The organism is Planotetraspora sp. A-T 1434, from assembly GCF_025420585.1.
GTDB lineage: Bacteria > Actinomycetota > Actinomycetes > Streptosporangiales > Streptosporangiaceae > JAOEGB01.
Map to the genome: position 1 here is coordinate 38,040 of NZ_JAOEGB010000031.1, position 22,304 is coordinate 60,343.

The window sequence follows — 22,304 nt, forward strand, 5'->3', positions numbered from 1 at the left end:
GACAATTGTGTACCTGCTTGATCATTTCCGCCAGAGCTTCGAGGCGCCGACCCTCGGCAGGTAGGAGAATGCTTAGGAGGTCCTTCGCCTTACAGGGTGGATGGCGGGCTCGGGGCCCGTGCCCTCCGTCCTTATACGGCAACAAAGACCGTGGTCACCGGACCAGCAGACGTGCCGGCTCCGAAAGCACGGCGGCCGCTGCGGGGAAGTCGGCCAGACGGGCGGCGAGCGTCTCAACGGCGAGTCCGCGCGGCAACAACGCGCTGAATTTGAGACCGTTCAGTGCCCGGTCGTCGATTTCGGGTTGGCTGAGCCTGCCTGCGAGATCCAGCCGCCACCCGCTGCCGGTCAGGTCATTCCGGAGCCTGATGTGCAGGTCGTCCACGCGCTGAGTCGGATCGGCGAGCGGGCCGAGGGTGGCTATAAGGGTGGCGTTGGCCCGATATCCGGCCCAAGTCCACCACTGCAGGTCGCCATCCTCACGCACGATCACCGTGCCCTCGGGTTGGACGAGGTCGCGACTGTCTTCCCGTATCCGCATGAGTCCGCTCACTGCACGGCGAGTGAGCTTCACGGGAGCGTCGGCTCCGAGAACGACATCTCGCATGGCTCGTGACAGGGCGAAGGAGGCGCCACCGGACATCGATGTCGCCCAGCGGGCCTTGCCGCCGCCCCCTTCCATGGGCTGGACGAAGCACCGCCGTCGTTTCCAGTCGATCCAGTCCACCACCCAGGTACGGCCGGCCAGCAGCAGGAGGCGCGGGCCCGAGACGGCGGACGTCAGAAGACTGGGATCCGTCCGGCCGATCTCGGCGTTGCCGCGCAGGACGGTGAACTCCGGCGGGGCCGTGAACACCGCGGTGAGGTCCATGAAGTTCCGGCGCCCGAAACGTTGCTCCGCCTGGGGGCCGACGAGCAGGCCACCCCCGTCTCGCTCAAGAAAGCCCTGCGCAATGAGCTGATCAAGCAGCGGTTGTGCCTGCTTCTCGTCAAAGGGAGTGAGACCGCGCCACCAATCCGGCCACAGGGCATCTCCTATCCGTCCCTCCTGCAGGGTGAGCGCGAGGAGTTGCTGCGCGACGATGTGCCGAGGCGCGGGCGGCGGCTGCAGAGGCTCGACGTATCCCCTGCTCCACAGCAGCAGGAGCCCGGCTGAGGCGAGGAGATCGTCCAAGGTCACGGCCAGGACGAGACAGTTGCGCCTGATCCCCGAGCGCCTCCCCGTGCGGCCCAGTCGCTGGAGGAACGACGCGACGGACCAAGGGGCGTTGATCTGGATGACCCGGTCCAGGTCACCGACGTCGATGCCCAGCTCGAGGGTGGAGGTCGAGACGATGACGCAGTCGCGAGACTGGGCGAATGCCTCTTCCGCGCGTCGGCGCTCATCAGCCGAGAGGGAGGAGTGGGAGAGGAATGTCGTGACCCCGTGGTCGCGCAGCAGCTGGCCCAGCTCCTCCACCATTCTGCGGGAGTCGCAGAAGACGAGCCGCTTCTCGCCGTGATGCAGTGCGGCGATGACACGGGCGGCGTTGGCGAGGGAGCCGACGTGGTCCAGCTCCACCTCGGCGGCGCCGGGATCCGCCCCTTTTTCTGGGGCGATCACCTCTGCGGGTCGGCTCCCGGCGCCCGAACCCTGCAGCCAGGAAAGCAGTTCACGCGGATTGCCCACCGTTGCCGACAGGCCGATTCGCTGGAGCGGGCGGCCGGCCAGCCGGGTGAGGCGCTCCAGGACGGCGAGCAGGTGCCAGCCTCGGTCATCGCGAGCGAAGGCGTGGACCTCGTCGACCATGACCGCCCGCAGGTCCGCGAGCAGGCGGCGGTGGTCCACCCCGGTGCTGATGAGCATGGACTCCAGGGATTCCGGGGTTGTCAGCAGGATGTCGGGCGGGTCACGCAGGATCGCCTGGCGGCGAGAGCCGGACACGTCGCCGTGCCAAAGCTCCACCCGCCTGCCCAGCCAGCTCGCGTACGCCTGCAGGCGCGGCAGCAGATTGTTGAGCAGGGCCTTCAACGGGCAGACATAGAGTACGGATAGCCCGGTCCAGGTCTGCTCCTCCATGACGGACAGCAGCGGGAACACCGCTGCCTCGGTCTTGCCGCCCGCCGTCGGCGCGATCAGCAGCGCGTCCTGTCCCTCGCCGATGGGGCCGAGAGCCTGCGCCTGCATCGGCCGTAGCCGCTGCCAGCCCAGCGTGTTGGTGAGGTGGTAGGCGATCGTCGGATGCAGTGCGAGCGCCGACGGGGCCGGCTGTGCGGTCAGGTGCGAGGTCGTCTGCGAGGTCATGGCAGGTCGAGCTCCACCTCGTCGGCCGAGACGGCGGTACGGCTGCGGAACGCGTTGAGCTCATCGTCGTTCAGCTCGCCCTCCGCGACCGTGACCTGCCGGTAGTCCCTCCGGGGGTCGAAGTCCTCATGGTCCGACACCCGGTACAGCACGTCGGCGACGAGCTTGCGGAGGAAGATGCGGGGCGCCACACCGGCCCCCAGATGCCCGGCGACCGAGGTGGCCAGATCCTTGATGTAAGCGTCGTCGACAAGGGCCCTAATCCGCTGCTCGGCCGGATCCCCCTGGGCGTACAGATCGCGTACGGCGCAGCCCAGCTCGACCAGTTTGTCCCGGTCGAAGCCGGTGAGCCGGATCTGCACCGCCCGCGCGGTGTCGAACCGCGCGTCTGTCTTGAAGTCGACGTGGAGCCGCTGGGCGAGCGGCGTGCTGCGCTGAACCCCCTGCTGGCCGTCGTAGAAGGCGGGGGTTCCGGTGATGACCAGGTAGAGACCGGGGAACCGGCCCTTGTCGATCTCGTCGATGAGCTGCCTTAGGGCGTTCAGGCTCCGCTCGCGGTTGTCGCTGCGCATCCGCTGCAGAGTCTCGACCTCGTCGAGCACGACGAGCAGCCCTGGATAGCCGCAGTCCCGCAGCACCACGAGCAGCCCCTGGAGAAAGTGGAGGGCTCCGGTCGAGTCGAGATCGCCCTTGAGCCCGGCATAGCGGCGGACGCTCGCCGCGACGTTCGGCTCGCCGCCCACCCAGGCGAGCAGGCCGTCCGCGGTCGCGTTGTCGCCCGACAGCCGGGCTCGACGGTAGAAGCGCAGCGCGGTCGCGAACGCGGGGGCGTTCTTGGCGGTCTCCGCCAGTCGCGACTCGATGAGGTCCTCGACCGCCCCCGTCATCGCCCGCCGGTCGTCCTTCGCGACCCCGGCGTCATCCTCAAGAGCGAGGAGCCAGGTGTCCACGATGTCCCGCAGCGCGCTCGGCGGCGAGGACGTTGTGCTGAGCCCGCCGATCAGCGACCGGTACACGGTCTCCAGCCGGTGCAGGGGTGTGGTCCGGTCCGAGATCTGGATCTCGGTGGTGGCCATCCCCTTCCGCTTGGCCCTTTCGGCCAGCCAACGGGCGAAGAACGTCTTGCCCGAGCCGTACTCTCCGCGGATCGCCTTGAACCCCGCGCTGCCCGCGGTGACCGCCGCCAGATCGTCGTCGAGCGCCTTCTCGAATCGCTCCATGCCGACCGCGAACAGGTCCAGGCCGTTGCGCGGCACTGTGCCGCGGCCCAAGGCGTCGATGATCTGCCGTCGCCTGGCCCGGCTGACCTTCGGTGTCACGGCTCATCCTCCTCCAGGAACTGCTCTTCCAGCAGTCGCACGTTCAGCTCGACCGTACGGTCGCCGTCCTTCAGCGTGATCACTTCGGTCTGCTCCACGTTGAGCAGGTTCTTCAGGGCCCGCATGAGCAAGACGGTCCTGTCGGCGGTGTCTCCGAGCAGCTTCGTCATGTTCGCCACCGAGTCCCGCCCGGTTCCCGCCGCGAGGTGGTCGATGAATCGGGCGACCACCTTGTCATCGACCGCGCCGCCCCGCGGTGCCAGCCGCCGCTGCTCGGCGTAGGTCTCCGAGGCGATCACTCGCTGCCCCAGCGTCGGTACGGCTCCCGCCGCTGACGGTGCGAGTTGCGGCGATGAGGGCGGCGACCCGGCTTGCGGTGCCGGGGCGAGTGGTGCCGGGTGTGGTACCGGTGTGGGTGTTGTGGTCGTCCCCGGCTGCGACTTCGGCGGCTGGGGCGGGGGAATGGGCTGCGACCCTGACGGCTGAGGTGCCGGTACGGGCTGCGCTCCTATCGGCCCGGGCCCTGACACAGGCTGCGACTTCGGCGGTGGAGGCGTCGGGTGCGGAGTCGCCACGCTGCCGGTGGGAGTCGTCCCCCCGTTGAGAGTGGGGACGGGCGTCCGTCGCCGCTCGGTAGACGACGGAGGCAGCGGCTGCGACAGCGTAGGCCGTTCTCCCGGCGCCGGTCTGCTGACGGTCACGCTGTGCCGGTCTGTGCCCGGCAGGCGGATCGGAGCGACGGGTCCGGCGTGGACGGAGGGTTGCGGACGGGGAGGACGGGTCACCGCGATGCGCTTACGGCCGACCAGGGCCTGCACCCACTCGGCCGCAACCGGGCGGGTGCCCCGTGGCCCCTGCGTGCGGGTGAACAGCTCTCTGACCGCGGTGACAACATGGTCCGGCAGGCCGGAAAGCAGTGTCGGCTCCTGGCCGGGCCGTACTGATGCGGTCCGCGACAGCACCCGGCCGACCAGCAGCGCGAGTTTGTAGCGGTCGGTGTCCAGGTCCGGCCCGCTGGACGGCTGGTGCGGATCGTCCCAGTCGGGTGTGTGCGCCTGCCGAAGCACGGGTTCCGCCCCGTGCCGACGCAGGCCGTCGCAGTCGAGCATGAAGATCGTGTACGGCGGGCCCGGGCGCCACAGGAGGTTCCGGAAGGACAGGTCTCCGACCACCCACCCGTGGGTGTGCAGCAGGTCGATCAGCTTGGCAGCCAGCGTGGCGATCTCAATGCGGCCCGTGATGTCTGGCTGGTGCAGTTCCCGCCAGGCCCAGTTCGGCTCGTACAGCAGGTACTGCAGCTCGACCAGCTTGAGCTTGCCGCCGATCGGGCCGTAGAACTCCTGGGGCACGTGGGGCATGAGGAAGCCGGTCACCCGGTCTCCGCTCACCACCCTCGCCACGGGCCAGGCACACTGGGCCAGCAGGGCACGCGCTTCTCCGGCCGTCTGCCGACGACCGAACTCGACGAGTTCCGCCAGTGCCATGCCGTTCACGTGGCCGGCCTGCGGCATGTACTCCTTGTAGACGAGGTTCTCCGGCCCGAGCACACGGGTGACCACTCCTTGGCCACCCTTGTCCAGGGGCTCCGATTCAAGGGCCAGGGTCCCGCGCTGCCGGTCGAGCGCGTGGGGGGTGAAGGACATTCAGACTCTCCAGAGGCACACGGCGGTCCGGTCGTCGTCGTGCGTCCTGGCTCGGAAGCTCATCTGCCAGAAGAACTCGGGGAGCGGCGGCGGTCCCTGACGCCACCAGTCCGACAGCTGCGTGCTCACCTGCGGAGCACGCATCGGCTTGGCCAGACCGTCGGTGCACAGGAGCAGCATGTCGCCTGGGTAGAGGTCGGCATGACCGACCTCGACATGCTTGACGTCCCGCGGCAGGGCACGGGTCGCCGAGGTGGCGACCGCAGCCTCCGCTTCGTCCTCCTGGAAGCAGGGCATCCATACGCCTCGGTGCAGTCGCCAGGCCGTGCAGTCGCCGACCCGCATGATGGTGGCGCGATGCCGTGACGCCTCGGGCAGCTCTTCTACGACGGCGGCGCAGAACGTCGTCGACAACTCGTCCGGTGCGACCTGGAGCTTGTCCGCCCGATCGTTGATGTCGTCGGCGATGTTCTCGATGAAGTATCGGGCGGCCGTCACGGGCTCGGCGTGGACCAGAAAGTCAGAAAGGTTCGCGTGCGCGACCTCACAGGCCGTGGCCGCTCCGATATGTGACTCTTCCTTGCTGCCGAGTCCGTCCGCCACGCAGGCCAGCAGCAGGTGGTCGCCGTCGTGCCAGAGCCCCATCGCGTCCTGGCGCGGAGTGCCGTAGTAGCGATGTGCGTCCCCTCGCAGGGAGGCGGCGCGCACCTCCAGGCCGGGCAGCGCCGCGCCGTCGATTTCGCTGTCCGGCCGCCGAACCGCCGACAGCGGGCCTGGCCGGGAGACCAGCCTCGGCTGGCGGCCGATGACGAGCGGTTCGGGAATCCCGGGTACATCCCCCGCCGTCTCCGCCGCCGCGTACTCATGGACCTGTTCCATATGTGGTTTCCTCTTCGGGTCCGTGCCCCCGGTCAGACCGGGTCGGGGGCCAGGACCGTGTAGCCCGGCACCTGATCGGGGATGATGAGCTGGGCGTTGCCCGAGGGGTCGGAGGACGACGCGACGGCCGACTGGACCACGGAGTTGAGCAGTTGCCTCGCGAACTCCCGGAGCGCCTGGGTGGGCGACATGTCGCCGTTGGCGATGAACGCCCGGAACGTGGCCACCTGTTGCAGGGTCGCCGGGTCCACGTCGCCGAAGCCGAACGCCAGGATGGTCGGGTGGGCTCTGAAGTCGTGGCTGACCAGGTTCTTGTGCTCCACGTGCCAGTCGTCCGTCGGCAGCCCGTCCGTGAGGAAGAACACCGTGGGGCGATACGGCGCGTGCCCGGCCTGCTTAAGCCCTGCGATGTCCTGCTCGATGGTGCGCTTGAGCAGGGAGAACGCGGCACCGTAGTTGGTCGCGCCGCGCGGGGACAGCTGCGGGATCGAGTGCACGTCGTTGAGGTCTGCCAGCGGGAGCAGTACCTCGGCGGTGGCGCTGAACCCGATGATGCCGAGCCTGGCCCGATCCGCCACCACCGGGTTGCTCGCGATCTCCTGGTAGATCGCGGGGAGTTCCTGGTTGATGGCGTCCAGGGGCGGTCCCTGCATTGAGTACGACTCGTCGCAGACCAGATAGAAGGGGAGTACCTGCTCACTCATCAGGTGATCCTCAGTTCTTGGAGGTGGGGGCGCAGCCGCTCGTCACGAAGTAGACCTCCATGGAGATCGACCCGGCCGGTGCGGCGAGATCATGGAAGTTGCGGGTGGCGGCCGTCCCGAAGATGCTGGGATAGGCCGTGCTGATGGCGTGGTTGACGCGGCTCGCGAGACGCACGCCGTCTCCGGCGCCCCCGCTGGCACCGAAGGTGAGCACCATGCCGGCGTGTCTGCCTGCGAGGCGGCTCTTGTGCTTGCGCAGCTCTGTCTTCACCTGGCGCACGAGAGCGGCGTCGCTCGCGCCTGGGTTCACGGAGAATGAGATCTTGGTAGCCTTCGCTCCCACACCGCCGATTCGGGTCGCGCAGGGAGAAGGGCTCGGAGAAGGGCTCGGTGACGTACCGGCGGCCAGCGGCTTTGGTGGTGCCGGTGGTGGCGCCTGAGCTCCGAGCATGATGATCGTCAGCCCGAGGAGCAGATCGGCGAAGAGCCAGCCGGTGAGGAGCAAGGGAACGAACGTTTCTCTGGAGGAGCGTGTCATGCTGCCCCGTTCACGGCCCCTGTGTCGCCCGCGCCGGGTGTCAGGGCGGTGGCCAGCCCATTTATCGTGGCGTTGAGCTGGGAGACGGCACTACTGAGCCGCGACAGCTCGTCGCTAACGATCTCGTGAACCGTCACCGGGATCTCCTCGAGGGTCTTCGAGAGGACGAGGGGAAGCCGGTCAAGGACGTCACGCGTCTCCTCGAGCGCCTGGACGGTCCGCCCGGCGGTATCGGAGACCATCTCGACCCGGGCGGCGTGGGCGCCGGCGGTGTCCGCCCAGTCGCCGAGGGCCTCACGCACCTCGCTGCCGGTGTGCCCGAACGCCGAGGTGAGCGTGCTGCTCGCGGCCGTCACCGCCTGTGTGATCTGCTCGCCGGTCCGGCCCACCGCACCGTCCACGCCGCCGACGGCTGCCTTGATCCCAGACGCGGCGCCGACCAGCTCACCCACCCGCGCGTCAAGACTCTGGACGGAGTCGCGTACGGCCTGGCCGGTCAGCGTGGTGACCTGGTCGAGCGCCACCCGCACTCCCTGTGTCGCGTCCAGGATCGCCATGCCCAGCTGGTCGCCCACGCGGTCCACCGCCTGGTCCGTCTTCTCGCCGACGGAGTCGATCGCGTACGCGGTGCGGTCCACCGCCTGCGTGAGGGTCTCGGCCGAGGCGTTCACCGCGCTGAGATGCTTGTCCATGATCTGGAGCGAGCTCTGCACGTCTGTCGCGCTGGAGACGAGCGCTCCGGCGGCCTCGTGCGCGACCTCCAAGGCCTTCTCCAGGGCTTCCACGACCTGCTTCTGAACTCTGCGGACCGTGTTGCCCATCTTGCCGAGCTCGCTCGCGCTTTTGGTGAGCTCCGCCTGGAATCGGGCGGGAGACGCCAGCCGTACCTGGCCGAAGCTCAGGGTCGCCCTGGTGAGAGCGGACAGAAGGCGGGGGCGCAACTCGTCTGCCTGCTCGCTGGCCCGCTCGTCCTCCCACCGATGCATATAGCGCTCCAGCAGGGTGACGACGATTAGCAGGCCGATGGTGCTGAGCGTCATCATCGCCACGTTGTCGAACTTCCACAGGCCGGCCAGCTTGCCGTCGAAGCCCTGCTGCCACATCTCGAGGAAGGGCCGACGCGCCGTCTCGACGCCTCCATCCTTGAGAGCCTCGCCGTAGGCGGTGGTCGCCATCTTCAGTCCAGACCAGGTGGTCGCGATGGGAAGGAAGACCAGCACGGCCTGGATGTAGTGGATAAACTTGGCGATCTTCTGCCAAGTCGGTGAATACGGAACGATCACCAGCACCGTGTCGTCTGGCGGGAAAGCGGCGAACAGGTCTACCTCGCACCACAGGTCCGCTTTGGCGGGGTCGTTCAACGCGTCCGCCAGCTCAATCAGCTGATCGGAACGGGCGGCCAGCGCCGGGTGCCCGGCAAGCTCGCGAAACTCGGCGGCAAGCTTCTGGTCCGTCACGGAAGACCGACGTCCTCTCGTCAGGTTTGGTGCAGCATCAAATGGGATTCCGGATGGACCGGTCCATGCGGATGAGATCTGCGTGATCTTTTCGGTTCCTTGGTGATGATGTCAACGATTGAGCAGGTAAATGGTTAGAAATGCCTATAGATGCCTGTGGTGAGAGTCCTCAGAGGTCTTGCGTTCGTCTCTGGAAGACCCTTCGCCACTCGTCAGCGGCGGACGAGGGTCCAGGTGCCGTCGGCGTGGATGGTGACCAGGCGGGTTCCGGTGGGGAGCAGGGCCTTGCCGCGGTAGCGGCCGATCTCGTTGAACAGCAGGTCGCCGTAGGTGCCGAGGCGCGTGTAGCTGTACACGATGAAGTTGGCTTCGCCGTTGTGCGCGGCGCGGACGGTGCGTAGGCCGCGGGTGGGGGAGAGTTTGAGCACCTGGTCGCCGGTGTCGCGGATGGTGGCGGCGCACCAGCAGCGGGCCTGGGTCACGGGCTTGAACGCCGCGGTCCAGGCGCCGTCGGCCTTGATCTCCAGGCCGATGGTGCCCTTGGTGTTGTAGGCGTTGTAGAGGACGGTGCCGTCGTAGGGGCCGATCTCGTTGACCAGCAGTTCTTGCTTCTTCCCGCGCGGGTCGATCGTGTAGACGATGAAGTTGGCCTCGCCGTCGTGGGTGAAGCGGATGAGGCCGGGCTTCTTGGTGGCCTGGATCCGGATGACCTCGTCGCCCTCGCCGCGGAATGTCGTGTCGGCGTGGGCGGCGGTGGGTGTGGTGAGCGCGGCGGCGGTCAGGGCCAGTACGGCGAGCATGCGGCGGAACATGGTGTTCTCCTCAGGAGGGGTAGCGGTCGGTCCAGTTGTTGGGAAGGGACGGATCGGCCATGAGGTCGAAGGTGATTTCGTAGATGGTCTGGCGGCCCTCCACGACGTCGATCCAGTCGGCGGGCAGCGCCTTGACTCCGTGCTGGGCGCCGAGGAGGTTGCCGCAGATGGCGCCGGTGGAGTCGGAGTCGCCGGAGTGATTGACCGCCAGGAGGAGCGCCTTTCTGGGGTCGGGCTCGGCGAGCGCGCAGTAGACGGCGATGGCGAGGGCCTCGTCCGCGACCCATCCGGCTCCGAGTGATTCCACCGCTTCCGCGGTGGGTGGAGGACCGGCGGACAGGTGGACGGCGGCGCGCAGCGCGCTGAGGGTCTCCTCGTGCGCGGGGTAGCGGGGCAGGTGGTCGACAGCATGCTGTACGGCCTGCTGCAGGGAGTCGCCGTGCACCAGGTCGTGGATGATCGCGGCGAACGCGCCGGCCGACAGTGAGGCGGTGGCGTGCCCGTGGGTGAGATACGAGCATCGGGCCGCCGTCTCGAAGGGATCGAATCGCGCGAGCCCAAAGGGGGCTGAGCGCATGACGGTTCCGCAGCCCTTGGAGAGCGGGTTGATCTCACCGATGGAGCCGGGGGCGGGGACGTCGAGGTGCCGTCTACCGGCGTACAGCCCGGACAGGCAGGCGTTGCCTGGTGCTCGTCGCGCGTACAGCCAGCGCTGTTCGCGGAGCCAGCCGTTGCGCAGGCTGTCGTCGGGGGCCGGCGGTTCGGTGTACTGCTGGGTGTGGAGCCAGCGGACGTATGCGTCGCGGACGGCCACGATCACGTCGGTATGGTGGAGGTGTGCCCGGATCAGCCCTTCGGCGGTGAACAGGGTCATCTGGGTGTCGTCGGTGACCTGGGTCGAGACCATGTCCGGTAGTCCGTCCGGCCCGTGCCAGGCGCGGATCTGGTCGAGGGACATGAACTCGATCGGGTTGCCCAGGGCGTCTCCGATGGCGCCGCCGAGCATGCAGCCCATGACGCGGGAGTAGTGCCTCATGTCTCACCTGGCCAGGGAGACGGTCACGCCGTCGGAGAACATCGAGTCGTGCAGCTCGACGGCCTTGAGCGTGACGTTCTTCGGGAGGTCGAAGAGCAGGATGCCGTTGACCGCGTTGCCGGGGTTGATGTTGTTGAGGAAGGCGTTGGAGTCCTTCAACCCGAGTGCCGCGGCGCCGGAGTCGGCGTCGAACTGACGGCCCTTGCCGTCGATGAGCTTCTGCGCCGAGTCGGTGAACATCTGGGCCTCGTCGCCGATGTTCTTCACGGTCAGGTGCACCATGACGTACTGTCCCTGGGCCTTGGAGACCATAAAGCCCTCGCCGACCTGCGAGAGCCCCTTCTCGACCCGCGTGACTTTGAACGCGAACTTTCCGTCCTTGACGACGTCACCGATGCGGGCCGGCTTCGGCTCGTCGGCGGACTCCGTGTCCGTGGCGTCGTCGTCCGCGGCTTTCTTGTCCGTGCTCTTCTCGTCAGGGGCGGAGGCCACCGTGGTCTCGGTGCCGCCAGAATGCCCGTTGCCGATGATCGTGCCGAGCACGATCAAGCCCATTAGCACTGCGGCGCCGATCAGCACGGCCTTGAGGCAGCCGCCGCCCTTCTTCTGCACGATCACGGTCTGCGGGTACGGCTGCGGGTAGCCCTGCTGCGGCTGCTGGGGGTTTCCATGCATGGGGAAGCTCTCTGTACTGTCGCCGCCGAGGTTCTGGCGGCCGGGGCGAGTAAGGCCCGGCAAGTACAGCACATTGTGAATCGGATCCACAACTAATTCACCGGTTGCGATTGACGTGAAGCGGTGTACTGTTCCTTCTGGCGCACAGATGGGCGAATCCCCCTGGGCCGTTCACGCCATGCGAGATCATCACGGAGGGTGCGTGCAGCCGCTGTTGGCGGGCGATCCACACGAGATCGGCTCATATCGGGTGGTCGGCCGCTTAGGCGCGGGCGGCATGGGCGTGGTCTACGCGGGCATGGATGCTTCCGGTCGGCGGGTCGCCGTCAAGCTCGTTCACGAGGCACTGTCGGTTGACCTGGAGTCCCGGCGCCGCTTCAGCAGGGAGATCTCTGTCCTGAGCGGGGTCGAGGAGCTTGCCTTGCTAGCGTGCTCGACTCCGGCCCCGGCACAGAACGTTCGTGGCTGGCCACGGAGTTCATCCCCGGCCCCACCCTGGAACAGCACGTGCAGGCCGACGGGCCCCTGACCGGCGACGCCCTGTACGGCCTGGCCGAGGCGCTCGTGGCCCTGCACGCCGCCGGGGTGGTACATCGCGACCTCAAGCCGCCGAACGTGATCCTCTCCCCGCAGGGTCCTCGACTGATCGACTTCGGCATCGCGAAGGTCTTGGACTCCACCTCCATGACCCGCACAGGCATGCTGATTGGTTCGCCCGGCTGGATCAGTCCCGAAGAGGACGGCGACGCCCACGCCGGCACACCCCGGCCGATGTCTACGGCTGGGCGCTGCTCGTGCTCTACGCGACTGCCGGTGAGCCGCCGTACGGCACCGGTCGCCCTGACGTGCTGGCCTACCGGGTGCGTGAGCAGACCCTGCACATCGACACCGTGCCGGAGAACCTCCGTGAACTCGTTGGCCGGGCACTGGCGAAGGACCCCGCTCAGCGTCCCGCCGCCGATGACCTGCTCGCCGCGGTGACCGAAACATGGCGAAGCGAGCACGACGAGGAGGAGCGAGCCGACATCACCTCGTTCATCCAGGGCACCTGGGTGCTGCCCCAGCACGAGACCCCCGACTGGCCCGCCCTGGCCGACCCGGCCGCGGGTGCGGGTGCGGGACCATGGGGTGGGGGCACGGTCAGAAGGGGAGGGAGGCGTCAGGCATCCCCCCACCGGTCGGACACGACTTCATGGCCTCGGACTGCCAAGACTTTCGCGAAATCTCGTTGGCGATTACGAATACCGTGCACGAGCATGACATTGCGGGCACCGACCTCATCCGCGATTTCGAGCAGTCCTCGCTTGTCCGCGTGGGCCGACAGGCGCATCATCTGAACTCGAGCGTTCAGCGGCACGCTCTTCTCCACGCCCCGGTCGTGGAGAACCAGGTGGGAAGCCTGCTCCTCGACCAGCCTGAGCAGCTTGGCACCGCCGGACTCCTCATCCTGGTATCCGGAGAGGAACAGGGCGCTGCGGGCTTCCGGCAGGATCCGGGTCGCCCACTCGACGGCCGGCCCGCCGGAGAGCATGCCTGAAGTCGTGATCACGACGCCGGACGTGAACAGGTCCAGATCGTCGGGGCGCTTGGCCCGGGACACATTGCCCCCAAGTATGCGCAAGGGAGACGCGCGGTCGATCGTGATGCGTTCGAAGGACGCCGTGATGTCGGCCGCCATCCCGTCGACGAGGACGGGCACGTGGGGCAGATGACGCGTCATGATCATGGCGAGCTCTTGCGCCCTGCCGAGCGCGAAGGCCGGGATGAGAACCCGGCCCCCGGCCGAATAGACCTCCTCGACGGCCCGGACCAAATCCTTGACGCGAATTTCCCGCGTGGAATGGTCTTCAGCGCAGCATGTGGATTCCATGACGAGTAGATCCGCGTCCAGGGCCGAGTCCGGTATGGAGTAACCGTCCACGGTCTCCTGTCGGAATCCCGAGATGTCACCTGTCACCACGACGCGCTGGCCGCCGGCCTGGACGACGACGCCCGCAGCGCCGAGGATGTGACCGGCGGGGAACAGCTCGACGCTGATGTCACCGATCTTGCGCCGGACACCTAAGGGGACTTCCTCACAGTTCTGCGAGGCGGTTTCGACCGCCTCGCGCCCGTACAAAGCGTCACTGTCGACGCCCCACCGGCGATTCACGCGCTCGCGTTCACTCATGAGTTTCGCCGAGTCCGCCCACATGCGTGGCATCAACTGCGCCGTCTCCGGGGTGGCGAGGATCCGTACTTCCGGCACCAGTTCGACCAGAGCCGGGATGTAGCCGCAGTGGTCGATGTGGGCGTGTGTGACCACCACAGCGTCGATCGGCCCTGACAGTGCCTCGTCCATCCCGCGCGGGGGCAGTGCGGGATCACCGGGACGCAGGCCCGCGTCGACCAACAGGCGCGTATGGCCGGCTTCGACGAGCACGCAGGATCCGCCGATCTCGGTTGCGCCGCCGAGGGGACGAACACGAAGGTGCCGCTCCCGGGTGACAGTCACCCGAGGGGATGCGGACACGAGCGTGGGAGGTGCGACGATCATCTGAAGCGCGGTGATGAGAGCCTGGGGTTCGATCCCGGCCGCTTTCGCCGCCTGGAGGACGAGGGGCGCAGGCTCATTCGCCGTTTGCCGCTTGAGATTGCGCGGATCCCGGGCTTCAGGTCCCTCGTCCGCAGCTTCCGGCGTTTGCTGCAGGACCGCAAGCAGACTGGAGGCGATGGCTCGGGGGTCGTGCAGCCTGCGTTGCAGGGCCGCCACCTGAGTGTCCAGCTCCTCCGCTCGGTTCTCCACGTCGGCGAGCGCGCTGGTGGCATTCTGAAGTGCTACGGCGGCATGGTCATGCCGCCCCTTGGCCATTTCCAGCCTGCTTCTCAGCTGATTGAGTTTGTCCTGATGGCGCCGGCGAAGGTTCTGCCTGGCAAGCCTTTCTCTGCTCAGCTGCAGCGCCACCCTGAGCCCGGCCTGGACGACGTCGTCGTCGGGGGACAGGACGAGCGTGGTGAGGGCTCGCAGTTCCGGTTGATCGCGGCGGATCTGGACCCTTGCCCGGACCTGGTCGCGAAGCCCGCGCACCTGAAGCAGCGCATCAAGAAGCAGTTGACGCCGCTCGGTGACGAAGCGCTCGGCGTCGTGCTCCTGACCGGCCAGCATCGGCCGGGACAGGAGCAGTTCCGCTGCCGTACGGAGGATGGGCAGGAGGGGGTCGGACGTCATCGAGCCAGTCCCATCCGCTGGGTCGCCTCCAGGACGACGGGTTCGAGCCGGAGCTTCCCGTCGCTGTGCGCGACCAGCGCTCCAAGAATCCGAAGCACCTCGACCAAGTCGGCGGTGGAGACGAAGCCCTCCTCCTGGAGGCTTGGTTCCGACAGGGGGTGCCCTTCCTCCTCCGCTCCTGCCAGGGCAAGGAGATCGGCGAGGGTTTCCGAGCCCTCGGCGATCTCGGTCTGCTCAACCAGCGTGTGCCATGCGGCGCTGATGGCCTTACCGGACAGCACTCCGGTCAGGCGCACGAACTCCGCGGGCGTCTGTCGCACGTACGTCCGGCAGGCCTCCAGGGCGTGCTCCCGGTCCGCACCGTTGTCGGTGAGCTCGCGGATCACTCTGCTGATCAGCACCGGCCATCCCCCTGTCGCTCGCAACAGCGCGTCCTGACTTGGCTCGTCCTGGAAGCCGAGACCCACCTCATGCATCCACTGCCGGATGCCGGGACGGTTGAAGCGCTGCAGTTCGACGAGGTCCGCGGCGGTGGTCAGGTCGCGTAGGCCGCCGTCTCTCTGGTCCTGGCCGGTCGTAACCCACTGTGAAGCGTGGTCGGAAGGTGAGATCAACACGACGGCGAGCGTGCCCTTGGCCGGCATGGAGATCGCCCTCGCCGCCGTCCGGGCCATCGCGGTCGCCTTCATGTGGGACAGGCCGGAAAGGTCGACGATGATGATGTCGTGATCCGAGCTCTGCGCGGCCCGCTGCTGTGCACCGTCGAAGGTGAGACCGCCCACCCCGACCCGCCAGGTGTGGGCCTGCTTATGGCGCTCCGCCGCCTCCTCCAGAGCGGTCGCCACCCGATCGATCTGCAGAGCGGGGGATCCGGCGATGAGGTGCAGGACGTTACGCGGGCTGAGTAGCCGCGTCACCTGGCTGCCCGTCAGGGGGGAGCGTTCGCCATGGCCCTTGTAGGCGTCCCGATAGGACTGGGCGTCGAAGGAGTCGGGCAGCTCGAACGTCTCGGCCTGCCCGAGCACGGCCTCGACCTCGTCGGCTCCGCCGAGCAGATTGAGGATGTGCGGAGTGCGGAGGCGGTAACGCTCCCCCTCTGCGGCGAGGACGCCCAGGTTGACGCATTCTTCGAGCAGCCCTCGGAAACCGTCGTTGCTGGCGTCCTTGAAGCCCTGCGGCCACCACTCCTGGCACTCTGTCCGTAGTTGATTGGCCGTCATCGTGACGTCCGTTCCTGCATCGAGGGCGTGGAACGCCACGGTGTACGCGATGACCTTGTATCGCTTGTCCAGGTTCAGGGTCCACTCGAAGCGGTCGCGGAAACCGCGCGCCAGCTTGTTGTCCCGCCAGACCGCTTCCACGTCCTCGCGCGTGATCTCGTACGGGAGCCCCGTATGAGCCGCCGAGATCCGGCGCAGCCGTGTCAGCAGCGCGTCTGCGAACAGCTGGATGAGCGCGGGGGCGTTGTTCGCCTCGGCGATGACGCGCGCCGCAAGGCGTGCGGGGAAACGGAACCCGAGCGCCGCCAGAGGCTTCGTCAGCAGGTTGTAGGCGTCCTGTGGATCGAGCGGCCCGACCGCGATGGGCGTCCCCAGATGGGCCAGGGGCTGATTCGGCAGGCTCTGGAACCGGGCCGTCTGGTGCAGGCCGGCGAAGACCACCTTGACCCGCCGGTTCGTCTCGTCCATCAGGTTGCGCAGCGCGATGACATTGCTGAAGGAGGCGTCTCGTGCGTCCTTGTTGAGGAACTCGTCGGCCTCGTCCAGGAGGATCAGCAGCTGTCGAGCCGGATCGCCGGCGATCCATTCCTTCACCTCGCGGCAGATCTCCTGGGGATCGGTCAGCGAGGCCGCGGAACGTGGCAACACTTCGGCCTCCGAGAGCCTCCCGGCGAGCATCGGCCACAGCGCGGTGACCGGTGCGACCCTGCCGATGTTCTGGATGACCTCGGAGATGACCTTCCGGTTCTCGTCAGTCTTCCGGACGTTGCGCTCGGCCTTCCGGAGCAGAGCCGACTTGCCGAGCTGTCGCCCCCCGTACACGAACGAGGACCCGGTCCGGCCGGTGACTTCCTGCAACTGGTCCGACCGCCCGTAGAACATCTCTTCAGGCACATCCCCAGTAGGTGCGTAGGGGTTTGTCGCGGTGAACGGAGCCAGCAGGCTCACGGTCGAGGTCCAGTTCGCATCGGGAAGGCAGGCGAGATAGCTAACCGCGACATGGTCGAGAACCGCCGCGACGGGCGATGGGCGCCTGCGGCTCGCCATGGCCAGGTGGCGGCGCTGTTCGGCGGAGAGGACGCCGAAGTAGAAGACCAGCACCGTCTGGTCTTGCGGCTGGTCCTTCAGCCATTCGATGACCTGCTGCGGTCCCGGCGGCTTCCATACAAGCAGGAGCCGGAGCCTGTCGCCAGAGGGACTCATCCGGGATCCGAATGCCGGCAGTAGCGGCTCACCGATCGTTCGAGCCTGGTCCAGGGTGATCCAGAGCCGGTTCTGTTCCTCCCGGGAGGCCCCCTGGTCTCCTTCGAGGCCGATCAACTGCAGGATCGCCGTGATGGCGGACCTCAGGTTTCCGGCTGCCTTCGGCCCTTGGGCCAAGGCCTGCCACATCCGCACGCCGTACTCTGCCACTCCCCGCCGACCTCTCGGAATCGCGGAGATCGATAGTCCGGTCCGGAGCAGCAGGTTCTCCAGGTCGGGGTCGGAGACCTCGTTCCCGGTGTGTAGCGCGTCCTTGAGCCGCTGCACCCACTCCGCGCCTTCGCGCCCCCTCTGCTGCCCGGGTAGGCGGGCCGCCATGTCCTCGAAGGACTGTGGAAAATGCGGGAAGAACCGATCGAGGTGGTCGATGGCTTCGGAGATCTCGGGCAGCCGGTTCCCGGCCTTCGCCTGCGCCGTGAACTCGCGGGCCGTGGTCAGATCACCGGCCCGGATGTAGGCGCTGATTCGCGCGCTGACAGCCGCGACATCTGCGTTCTCGGCGCGCAGATCGGTCAGCCGCTCGAGCTCGGCGGCCATCTCGTCATCGCGGATCATGGCGGCTTCCTGCTCCAGTTCGCGCAGGGCGCGGGCGATGGCGCCGAAGTCTTCCCGATCGTCGCTCCCGAGGACTTGGAGCCTCGCGGAGAAGCGGGTGGCGGCCGCCTCGGGCAGCACGCCGTCCCGGCGCCATTCGGCGATCCGGTCCTGGATTTCTTCGATCTGATGGTCGCGCTCATGCCGTGCCGAGTCGATGAGCTTCTCTCTCCGCTGACGAAGCTCGGTGGCGAGCGCAGGGTCCTGGTCCGCCACGACGTTGAGGAGGGCGCGTGTTCCTTCGTGATCACCGAGATGAGCGCGCGCCTTGAAAGCCTCCCGCCATTCCCGGCTGCCGATCGCACAGAGGGGGAGCAGATCGTCCAACGCCGGCGTCGTGAGTGGGGCCAGGGTGTCCGGATCCAGCCGGATCTCGGGAGACAGGAGCAGGTCTCCGTTGAGCACATGGGCCGCAAGCGGCTCCGACTGAGGGAGGTGGCCGCCGTCCAGGAGCCGCAGGGTGTCGTGAATCAGCATCGATGCGCCGACGGCCGCCGCCGCGAGGACCGTGTCGGATGAGCGCTCCAGCTCAGCGAGCTCGTCCTCGACATGTGTACGGTTCCGGTTCACGATGCCGCGCAGTTCGTTGAGCGGCTTGACCACCCAGGACATGCCGGAGTCGTCGGTGCGCAGCGACTCCACCTCGCTTATGGCCGTTATCCAGTTCGCCACCAGGTCCAGGGCCTTGTCGATCTTTTCGATCAACTTTGCCCGAGCACCCGAGTGGATGCGGCTGCTACCACGGCTGGACGCCCGAGCTCTCGCCGTCCTGTCGATCAACCGTTCCATCTGGTCTTCGGATCGCAGGAAATCGAGATCTTGCCTGACCTCGCGAACCCGAGAGACCTCGTTGCGGGCCGTGATGGACAGCAGCTTGCCCAACCCGCTCGAGTCGTCCTGGAGGAGGAATTTCCATACGTCGGTGGCCGGCGCGAACTTGATCGTTTGGGACGGCCCCTCTTCGAGCAGCCGTACGGCGGCTGCGGAGGCGTGCTCCTGGTCGCTTTCCGCCTGTGAAGCGTCGTGCATCCGCCCGGACAGGCCGGGCAACAGGTAGGCCCCGTCCTGCGCCACCTTGCTGAAGGCATGGCCGTAGGCCGTCAGCCCCGGGTACGGGAAAAGCGCTGGGGAGAGATCCTCGAGAAGCTGGGCGGCTTCCAGCGTCGGGTGGATCAGGCCGGTGCGCACCGCCGCCGCCCAGGTGAGTAGCTGGCCGGGGGTGTCGTCGGCCAGAGCCTTCATCGACACTTTCGAGGCCGACTCCGCGAACGCGGCCGACAGCCGACCGGAGAACTCACTCATGTCGGCGGCGATGGCGGCGCACCGGCGCGCGCTGACCTCGGCGGCGGGTCTGTCCTCGGCCGCGCGCAGCCAGGCGGCCAGACCGAATCGCCCGGCGCGTAGTGCGGAGGCCTCGGCTTCGGCCGCCGCCTCGCTGACGCTCGCACTGGCAGCCGACGAGAGGGAGACCTCTACAGCAGGCGTTTCCGGCAGCGTCTGAGTCGGCGCGTTTGTCGCCGCGGTGTCAGCGCTCTCGGGCGGCGTCGGATCCGTACGGCGGCCTGCTGTCCCGCGCGCAGGCTGGCTGGTGGTCGGCTCTTTCAGGTTGTCCCTGAGAAACGTATCCAAATCGGCCAGTTCGTCATGGCCAGCCGACTCGCCGGCGGCCGCTGCGGCAGGGGAGGAAGGAGGTGCCTCCGGCTCGTCCGTAGGGGGCGGCGCACTGCCACCGTCCTCATCCGGAGGTTCGTGCGGTGAGGGCTGTGGGTCTCCGTCGTGTGACGCGGTATTGGCCTCGGCAGGCACCACCAGTTGACCGAGTGTCGCGGCCAGGGCCACCGGCAGCCATCCGGCAGGCGCTTCCTTTCGGAACCTCTCCTGGAGCTCGGAGATCTGGATGATGGCACCGGGATCCCCGGCGAGATGGACGAGGTCGGCGAGGATCTCCACGACAGGGGATCCCTGAGCGGCCGCCTCGCGAATCTGCTGGAGGGGGGCTTCGAGAGCTGGCGGACCGCTGACCTCAGCCAACGGGAGAATCCGACGGCGCTGCGCGTCCGCCGACTCGAGCCGGCCGAGGACATGCCGGAGCCCGTCGCAACTCGCATCCGTAAGAGGGGAACCCTGCACGGACTCGAGCCTGGTCCGGAGCCGGTCGAAATCGTGCATGCCCCGTACGATCAGATCGACATCCTGGTCAGCAGGACGCTCTGTATCGGTCAACGCCTGCCACACCCGCTCGGCGGCGTCGGCCGCAGCGACGAACGTCTCACACAGGCGGCCCAGTTCGCTCTTAAGCGACTCGATTGAATCCGATTCACCGTTCTCGGAGGCCTCTTCGCCGGTAGAACTCATCTCACGCTCTTCGTGGTCGTGGACTTCAGGCTTTGCCGGCTCGTCGTTCTGCCGGCTCTGGGACGGGCCGATCGGCAGGGACGGGATGAGCTCCCGGAGCGCCTGCAGGGAAACCGGTGTCTCGGGAAGCTCGGAGTGTTCGGCGCGTAGTTCTCGCCAGCCCGCGCGGACCACCTCCGCCGCGTCCGGCCCGATGCGTCCGGTCGAGTCCACCAGCAGGGCGAGGGCGACCGAGGACAGCGGCATGTCCCGCAGGTAGGTGTCGGCGAGAAGGAGGTCGACCAGGTTCACAGGCAGCGAGGCCGTGCTCGTCAGCGCCTCGGCGAAGGCGCGCGCACGGGGAAGGACCTCGCCCCCGCTGCCAGGGCTGATGAGCTTGACACAATCCGTGGGGGAGAGGTCGTCATAGTTCTCGAACCCATAGGCCAAAGGCACGCTGAAGGCTCGGATGAGCGAGGAGCGCCGCTTCTTGTCTCCACCCTGGAGAACGCGCACCAGTCCGATGGCCGCCGGCCTGTTGACATAACGCATGTCGCGGAGTCCGGCATGGCTGAGGATGTTCTTGCGTAGCGCCGGAGGATATGCGGACATCGCCGGGAGCAGATCATCGGCTGTCACCCGGGCCGTCACATCTGCGAGGATCGCCTCGGCATGCCCGAAGGCCGTCTGTGTGGCGACGGTGCCCAAGGGGGCAAGATGGGGGCTCTTGCCGTTGGAACGTCGCTGCATCTGATATTGCCGCCTTTCCCGCATTGTAGGGATCAAAGCGCCCTGTTCTGGATGAAGTTGGCGAGGCATCCGGCCGACGGCGGACGCAAGGGCGCGGCTTGCGAGCCCGGGGTGCGGCGTGCGTCCGCACAGAAGCTGGGAGGGTGAGGCTGGTGGACCTGGTCCGGTTGACACGGGGTTGTGGGGATCTCAGGCACCGAGAGATCGTGAGCGCCGACTCCAGCGCTGGTACACCATACGTTCGGAAAACCGGATCAAGCAACCGTGAGTCCGCTTCACAGTGGTATGTGAGGATTGGAGCTCTATGTAGGGGTTTGGATCGGTCTATCCCTGTCCGAGGACTCTGTCGATCAATCCGCGTCGGACCGCGGGGCAGGAAGTGCCGCCGCCAAAGAGGGGCGTTAATCGAATTCACAGGACATACCTGTAGACGGCCACCGTTGGTATTCGCTACTGTCCATGGGTGCTTAGGGCAAGAGTGCGAGGGTGCGGATGAGGCCGCGCAGCACATGCTGGCCTGGGCGCGAAATGAGCCGGTGTCGCCGTCCAGGCAGGTGAGCGTGGATCCTTTAGACCGCTCCGATCCCAGAAGGATCGGCGGCATTTCCCTGCATGGCCGGCTTGGCAGCGGCGGGATGGGGCGGGTCTTCTATGGCGTGACCGAGGACTACGAGCAGGTGGCTGTCAAGGTCATCCGGGAGGACCTGGTCAGCCGCGCGGAGGTGCGCGCCCGGTTCGCCCGGGAGACCGACGCCCTGCGGACCGTGCAGGGCCCTCAGGTCGCCGCTCTGGTCGACGCCTCCGGAGACGACGAGGAGCGGCCGTGGCTGGCCGTCGAATACGTCCGAGGCCTCAGCCTGAAGGAGTTCGTCGAGACCAGGGGAACGCTGAGCGGTGAGAATGCGGCGACGCTCGGTGTCCTGCTGGCGAGCGGACTGAAGGACATCCATGCGGCCGGTCTGCTCCATCGGGACCTGAAGCCCGGCAACGTCCTTTTGGGCAGGGACGGGCCCAAGGTCATCGACCTCGGGCTGGTTGCTTTCGCTGACGGTCCGACCGACCTGACCACTACCGAGTCCACGCTGGGCACGCCTGCGTGCATGTCGCCCGAGCAGGCCAATACGCCGAAGCAGGTCACCACCGCGGCCGACGTCTACTCGCTCGGCGCGACCCTGATGTTCGCTCTGGCCAAGCACTACCCTTACGACGGCAAGACGGTCGCGGGGCTGTTCATGAACATCGTCAACCCGGAGGTCGCGCCCAACCTTGAGGGAGTCCCGGCGGAGTTCGAGCAGCTCATCTCCGCGATGCTGGCACACGATCCCGCGGTACGCCCCACGGTGTCGCAGACCTACGACCGGCTGAAGGAGTTGGCGACCGCGGGAGGCATCACGCTCCCGGTAGCCACACGACGGCTCGCCGTGGCGACCTACGTGGAGCTGGAGACCGACCCGCATGAAGTTGCCCCGTTGCCCCGGCCTCGCCGCCGTGACCTGTCCGAGGTCGTGACGCCAGACTCGGTGGTCGCCCGGCTCGCCGACCGCCTCCGCGGTGCCTACGCCGCCAACGCCCGCTTCTAAGAGGAGAA

At 67.5% G+C, this 22,304-nt stretch carries 14 protein-coding genes; 2 read left to right on the forward strand and 12 right to left on the reverse strand.

What is annotated here, in order from left to right; all coding sequences use genetic code 11:
• Positions 1-154: 154 nt before the first annotated feature.
• The 10 genes from N5079_RS30470 to N5079_RS30515 form a co-directional block, all read right to left on the reverse strand.
• Entirely contained in the window at positions 155-2,284 is a 2,130-nt protein-coding gene (locus tag N5079_RS30470; RefSeq protein WP_261587618.1) for a DEAD/DEAH box helicase, read from the reverse strand.
• The gene (gene brxD / locus N5079_RS30475; protein WP_261587619.1) at positions 2,281-3,603 is read right to left on the reverse strand and encodes a BREX system ATP-binding protein BrxD; all 1,323 of its coding nucleotides are present in this window, start codon (positions 3,601-3,603) and stop codon (positions 2,281-2,283) included. The genes N5079_RS30470 and brxD overlap by 4 nt, the downstream gene beginning before the upstream one ends.
• Entirely contained in the window at positions 3,600-5,246 is a 1,647-nt protein-coding gene (locus tag N5079_RS30480; protein ID WP_261587620.1) for a hypothetical protein, read from the reverse strand. The genes brxD and N5079_RS30480 overlap by 4 nt, the downstream gene beginning before the upstream one ends.
• Complete coding sequence (locus N5079_RS30485) at positions 5,247-6,125, reverse strand: protein phosphatase 2C domain-containing protein (protein ID WP_261587621.1); 879 nt, start codon at positions 6,123-6,125, stop codon at positions 5,247-5,249.
• A 32-nt stretch (positions 6,126-6,157) separates the two neighbouring features.
• On the reverse strand, positions 6,158-6,829 hold the full coding sequence (locus N5079_RS30490) for a vWA domain-containing protein (protein ID WP_261587622.1): 672 nt from the start codon (positions 6,827-6,829) through the stop codon (positions 6,158-6,160).
• A 10-nt stretch (positions 6,830-6,839) separates the two neighbouring features.
• On the reverse strand, positions 6,840-7,139 hold the full coding sequence (locus tag N5079_RS30495; RefSeq protein WP_261587623.1) for a hypothetical protein: 300 nt from the start codon (positions 7,137-7,139) through the stop codon (positions 6,840-6,842).
• Positions 7,140-7,363: 224 nt separating this feature from the next.
• Positions 7,364-8,824, reverse strand: a complete 1,461-nt coding sequence (locus tag N5079_RS30500; RefSeq protein WP_261587624.1) for a hypothetical protein — start codon at positions 8,822-8,824, stop codon at positions 7,364-7,366.
• A 212-nt stretch (positions 8,825-9,036) separates the two neighbouring features.
• A complete protein-coding gene (locus tag N5079_RS30505) occupies positions 9,037-9,636 on the reverse strand; it encodes a hypothetical protein (RefSeq protein ID WP_261587625.1) in 600 nt (199 codons plus the stop codon).
• A 10-nt stretch (positions 9,637-9,646) separates the two neighbouring features.
• Positions 9,647-10,672, reverse strand: coding sequence for an ADP-ribosylglycohydrolase family protein (locus tag N5079_RS30510; RefSeq protein WP_261587626.1), 1,026 nt, complete (start codon positions 10,670-10,672; stop codon positions 9,647-9,649).
• Positions 10,673-10,675: 3 nt separating this feature from the next.
• Positions 10,676-11,419 carry a DUF4352 domain-containing protein gene (locus tag N5079_RS30515; protein WP_261587627.1) on the reverse strand — a complete coding sequence of 248 codons (744 nt, stop codon included), beginning with the start codon at positions 11,417-11,419 and terminating at the stop codon, positions 10,676-10,678.
• A 357-nt stretch (positions 11,420-11,776) separates the two neighbouring features.
• On the opposite strand from N5079_RS30515, the gene N5079_RS30520 reads away from it, so the two are divergent.
• On the forward strand, positions 11,777-12,328 hold the full coding sequence (locus N5079_RS30520; protein WP_261587628.1) for a protein kinase domain-containing protein: 552 nt from the start codon (positions 11,777-11,779) through the stop codon (positions 12,326-12,328).
• Between the two features lie 178 nt (positions 12,329-12,506).
• Here N5079_RS30520 and N5079_RS30525 read toward each other — a convergent pair whose 3' ends face one another.
• Positions 12,507-14,555, reverse strand: a complete 2,049-nt coding sequence (locus N5079_RS30525) for an MBL fold metallo-hydrolase (protein ID WP_261587629.1) — start codon at positions 14,553-14,555, stop codon at positions 12,507-12,509.
• Positions 14,552-20,578, reverse strand: coding sequence for a hypothetical protein (locus N5079_RS30530; RefSeq protein WP_261587630.1), 6,027 nt, complete (start codon positions 20,576-20,578; stop codon positions 14,552-14,554). Before N5079_RS30530 ends, N5079_RS30525 begins: the two co-directional genes overlap by 4 nt.
• Before the next feature lie 647 nt (positions 20,579-21,225).
• On the opposite strand from N5079_RS30530, the gene N5079_RS30535 reads away from it, so the two are divergent.
• Positions 21,226-22,296: a serine/threonine-protein kinase gene (locus tag N5079_RS30535; protein WP_261587631.1), complete on the forward strand. Its 1,071-nt coding sequence runs from the start codon at positions 21,226-21,228 to the stop codon at positions 22,294-22,296.
• Positions 22,297-22,304: the final 8 nt, after the last annotated feature.

Bases quoted from the DNA above. Each gene is read 5' to 3' on its own strand.
- N5079_RS30470 (WP_261587618.1), bottom strand. From the start codon at position 2,284: ATGACCTCGCAGACGACCTCGCACCTGACCGCACAGCCGGCCCCGTCG.
- N5079_RS30480 (WP_261587620.1), bottom strand. From the start codon at position 5,246: ATGTCCTTCACCCCCCACGCGCTCGACCGGCAGCGCGGGACCCTGGCC.
- N5079_RS30485 (WP_261587621.1), bottom strand. From the start codon at position 6,125: ATGGAACAGGTCCATGAGTACGCGGCGGCGGAGACGGCGGGGGATGTA.
- N5079_RS30490 (WP_261587622.1), bottom strand. From the start codon at position 6,829: ATGAGTGAGCAGGTACTCCCCTTCTATCTGGTCTGCGACGAGTCGTAC.
- N5079_RS30505 (WP_261587625.1), bottom strand. From the start codon at position 9,636: ATGTTCCGCCGCATGCTCGCCGTACTGGCCCTGACCGCCGCCGCGCTC.
- N5079_RS30510 (WP_261587626.1), bottom strand. From the start codon at position 10,672: ATGAGGCACTACTCCCGCGTCATGGGCTGCATGCTCGGCGGCGCCATC.
- N5079_RS30525 (WP_261587629.1), bottom strand. From the start codon at position 14,555: ATGACGTCCGACCCCCTCCTGCCCATCCTCCGTACGGCAGCGGAACTG.
- N5079_RS30530 (WP_261587630.1), bottom strand. From the start codon at position 20,578: ATGTCCGCATATCCTCCGGCGCTACGCAAGAACATCCTCAGCCATGCC.
- N5079_RS30535 (WP_261587631.1), top strand. From the start codon at position 21,226: ATGCTGGCCTGGGCGCGAAATGAGCCGGTGTCGCCGTCCAGGCAGGTG.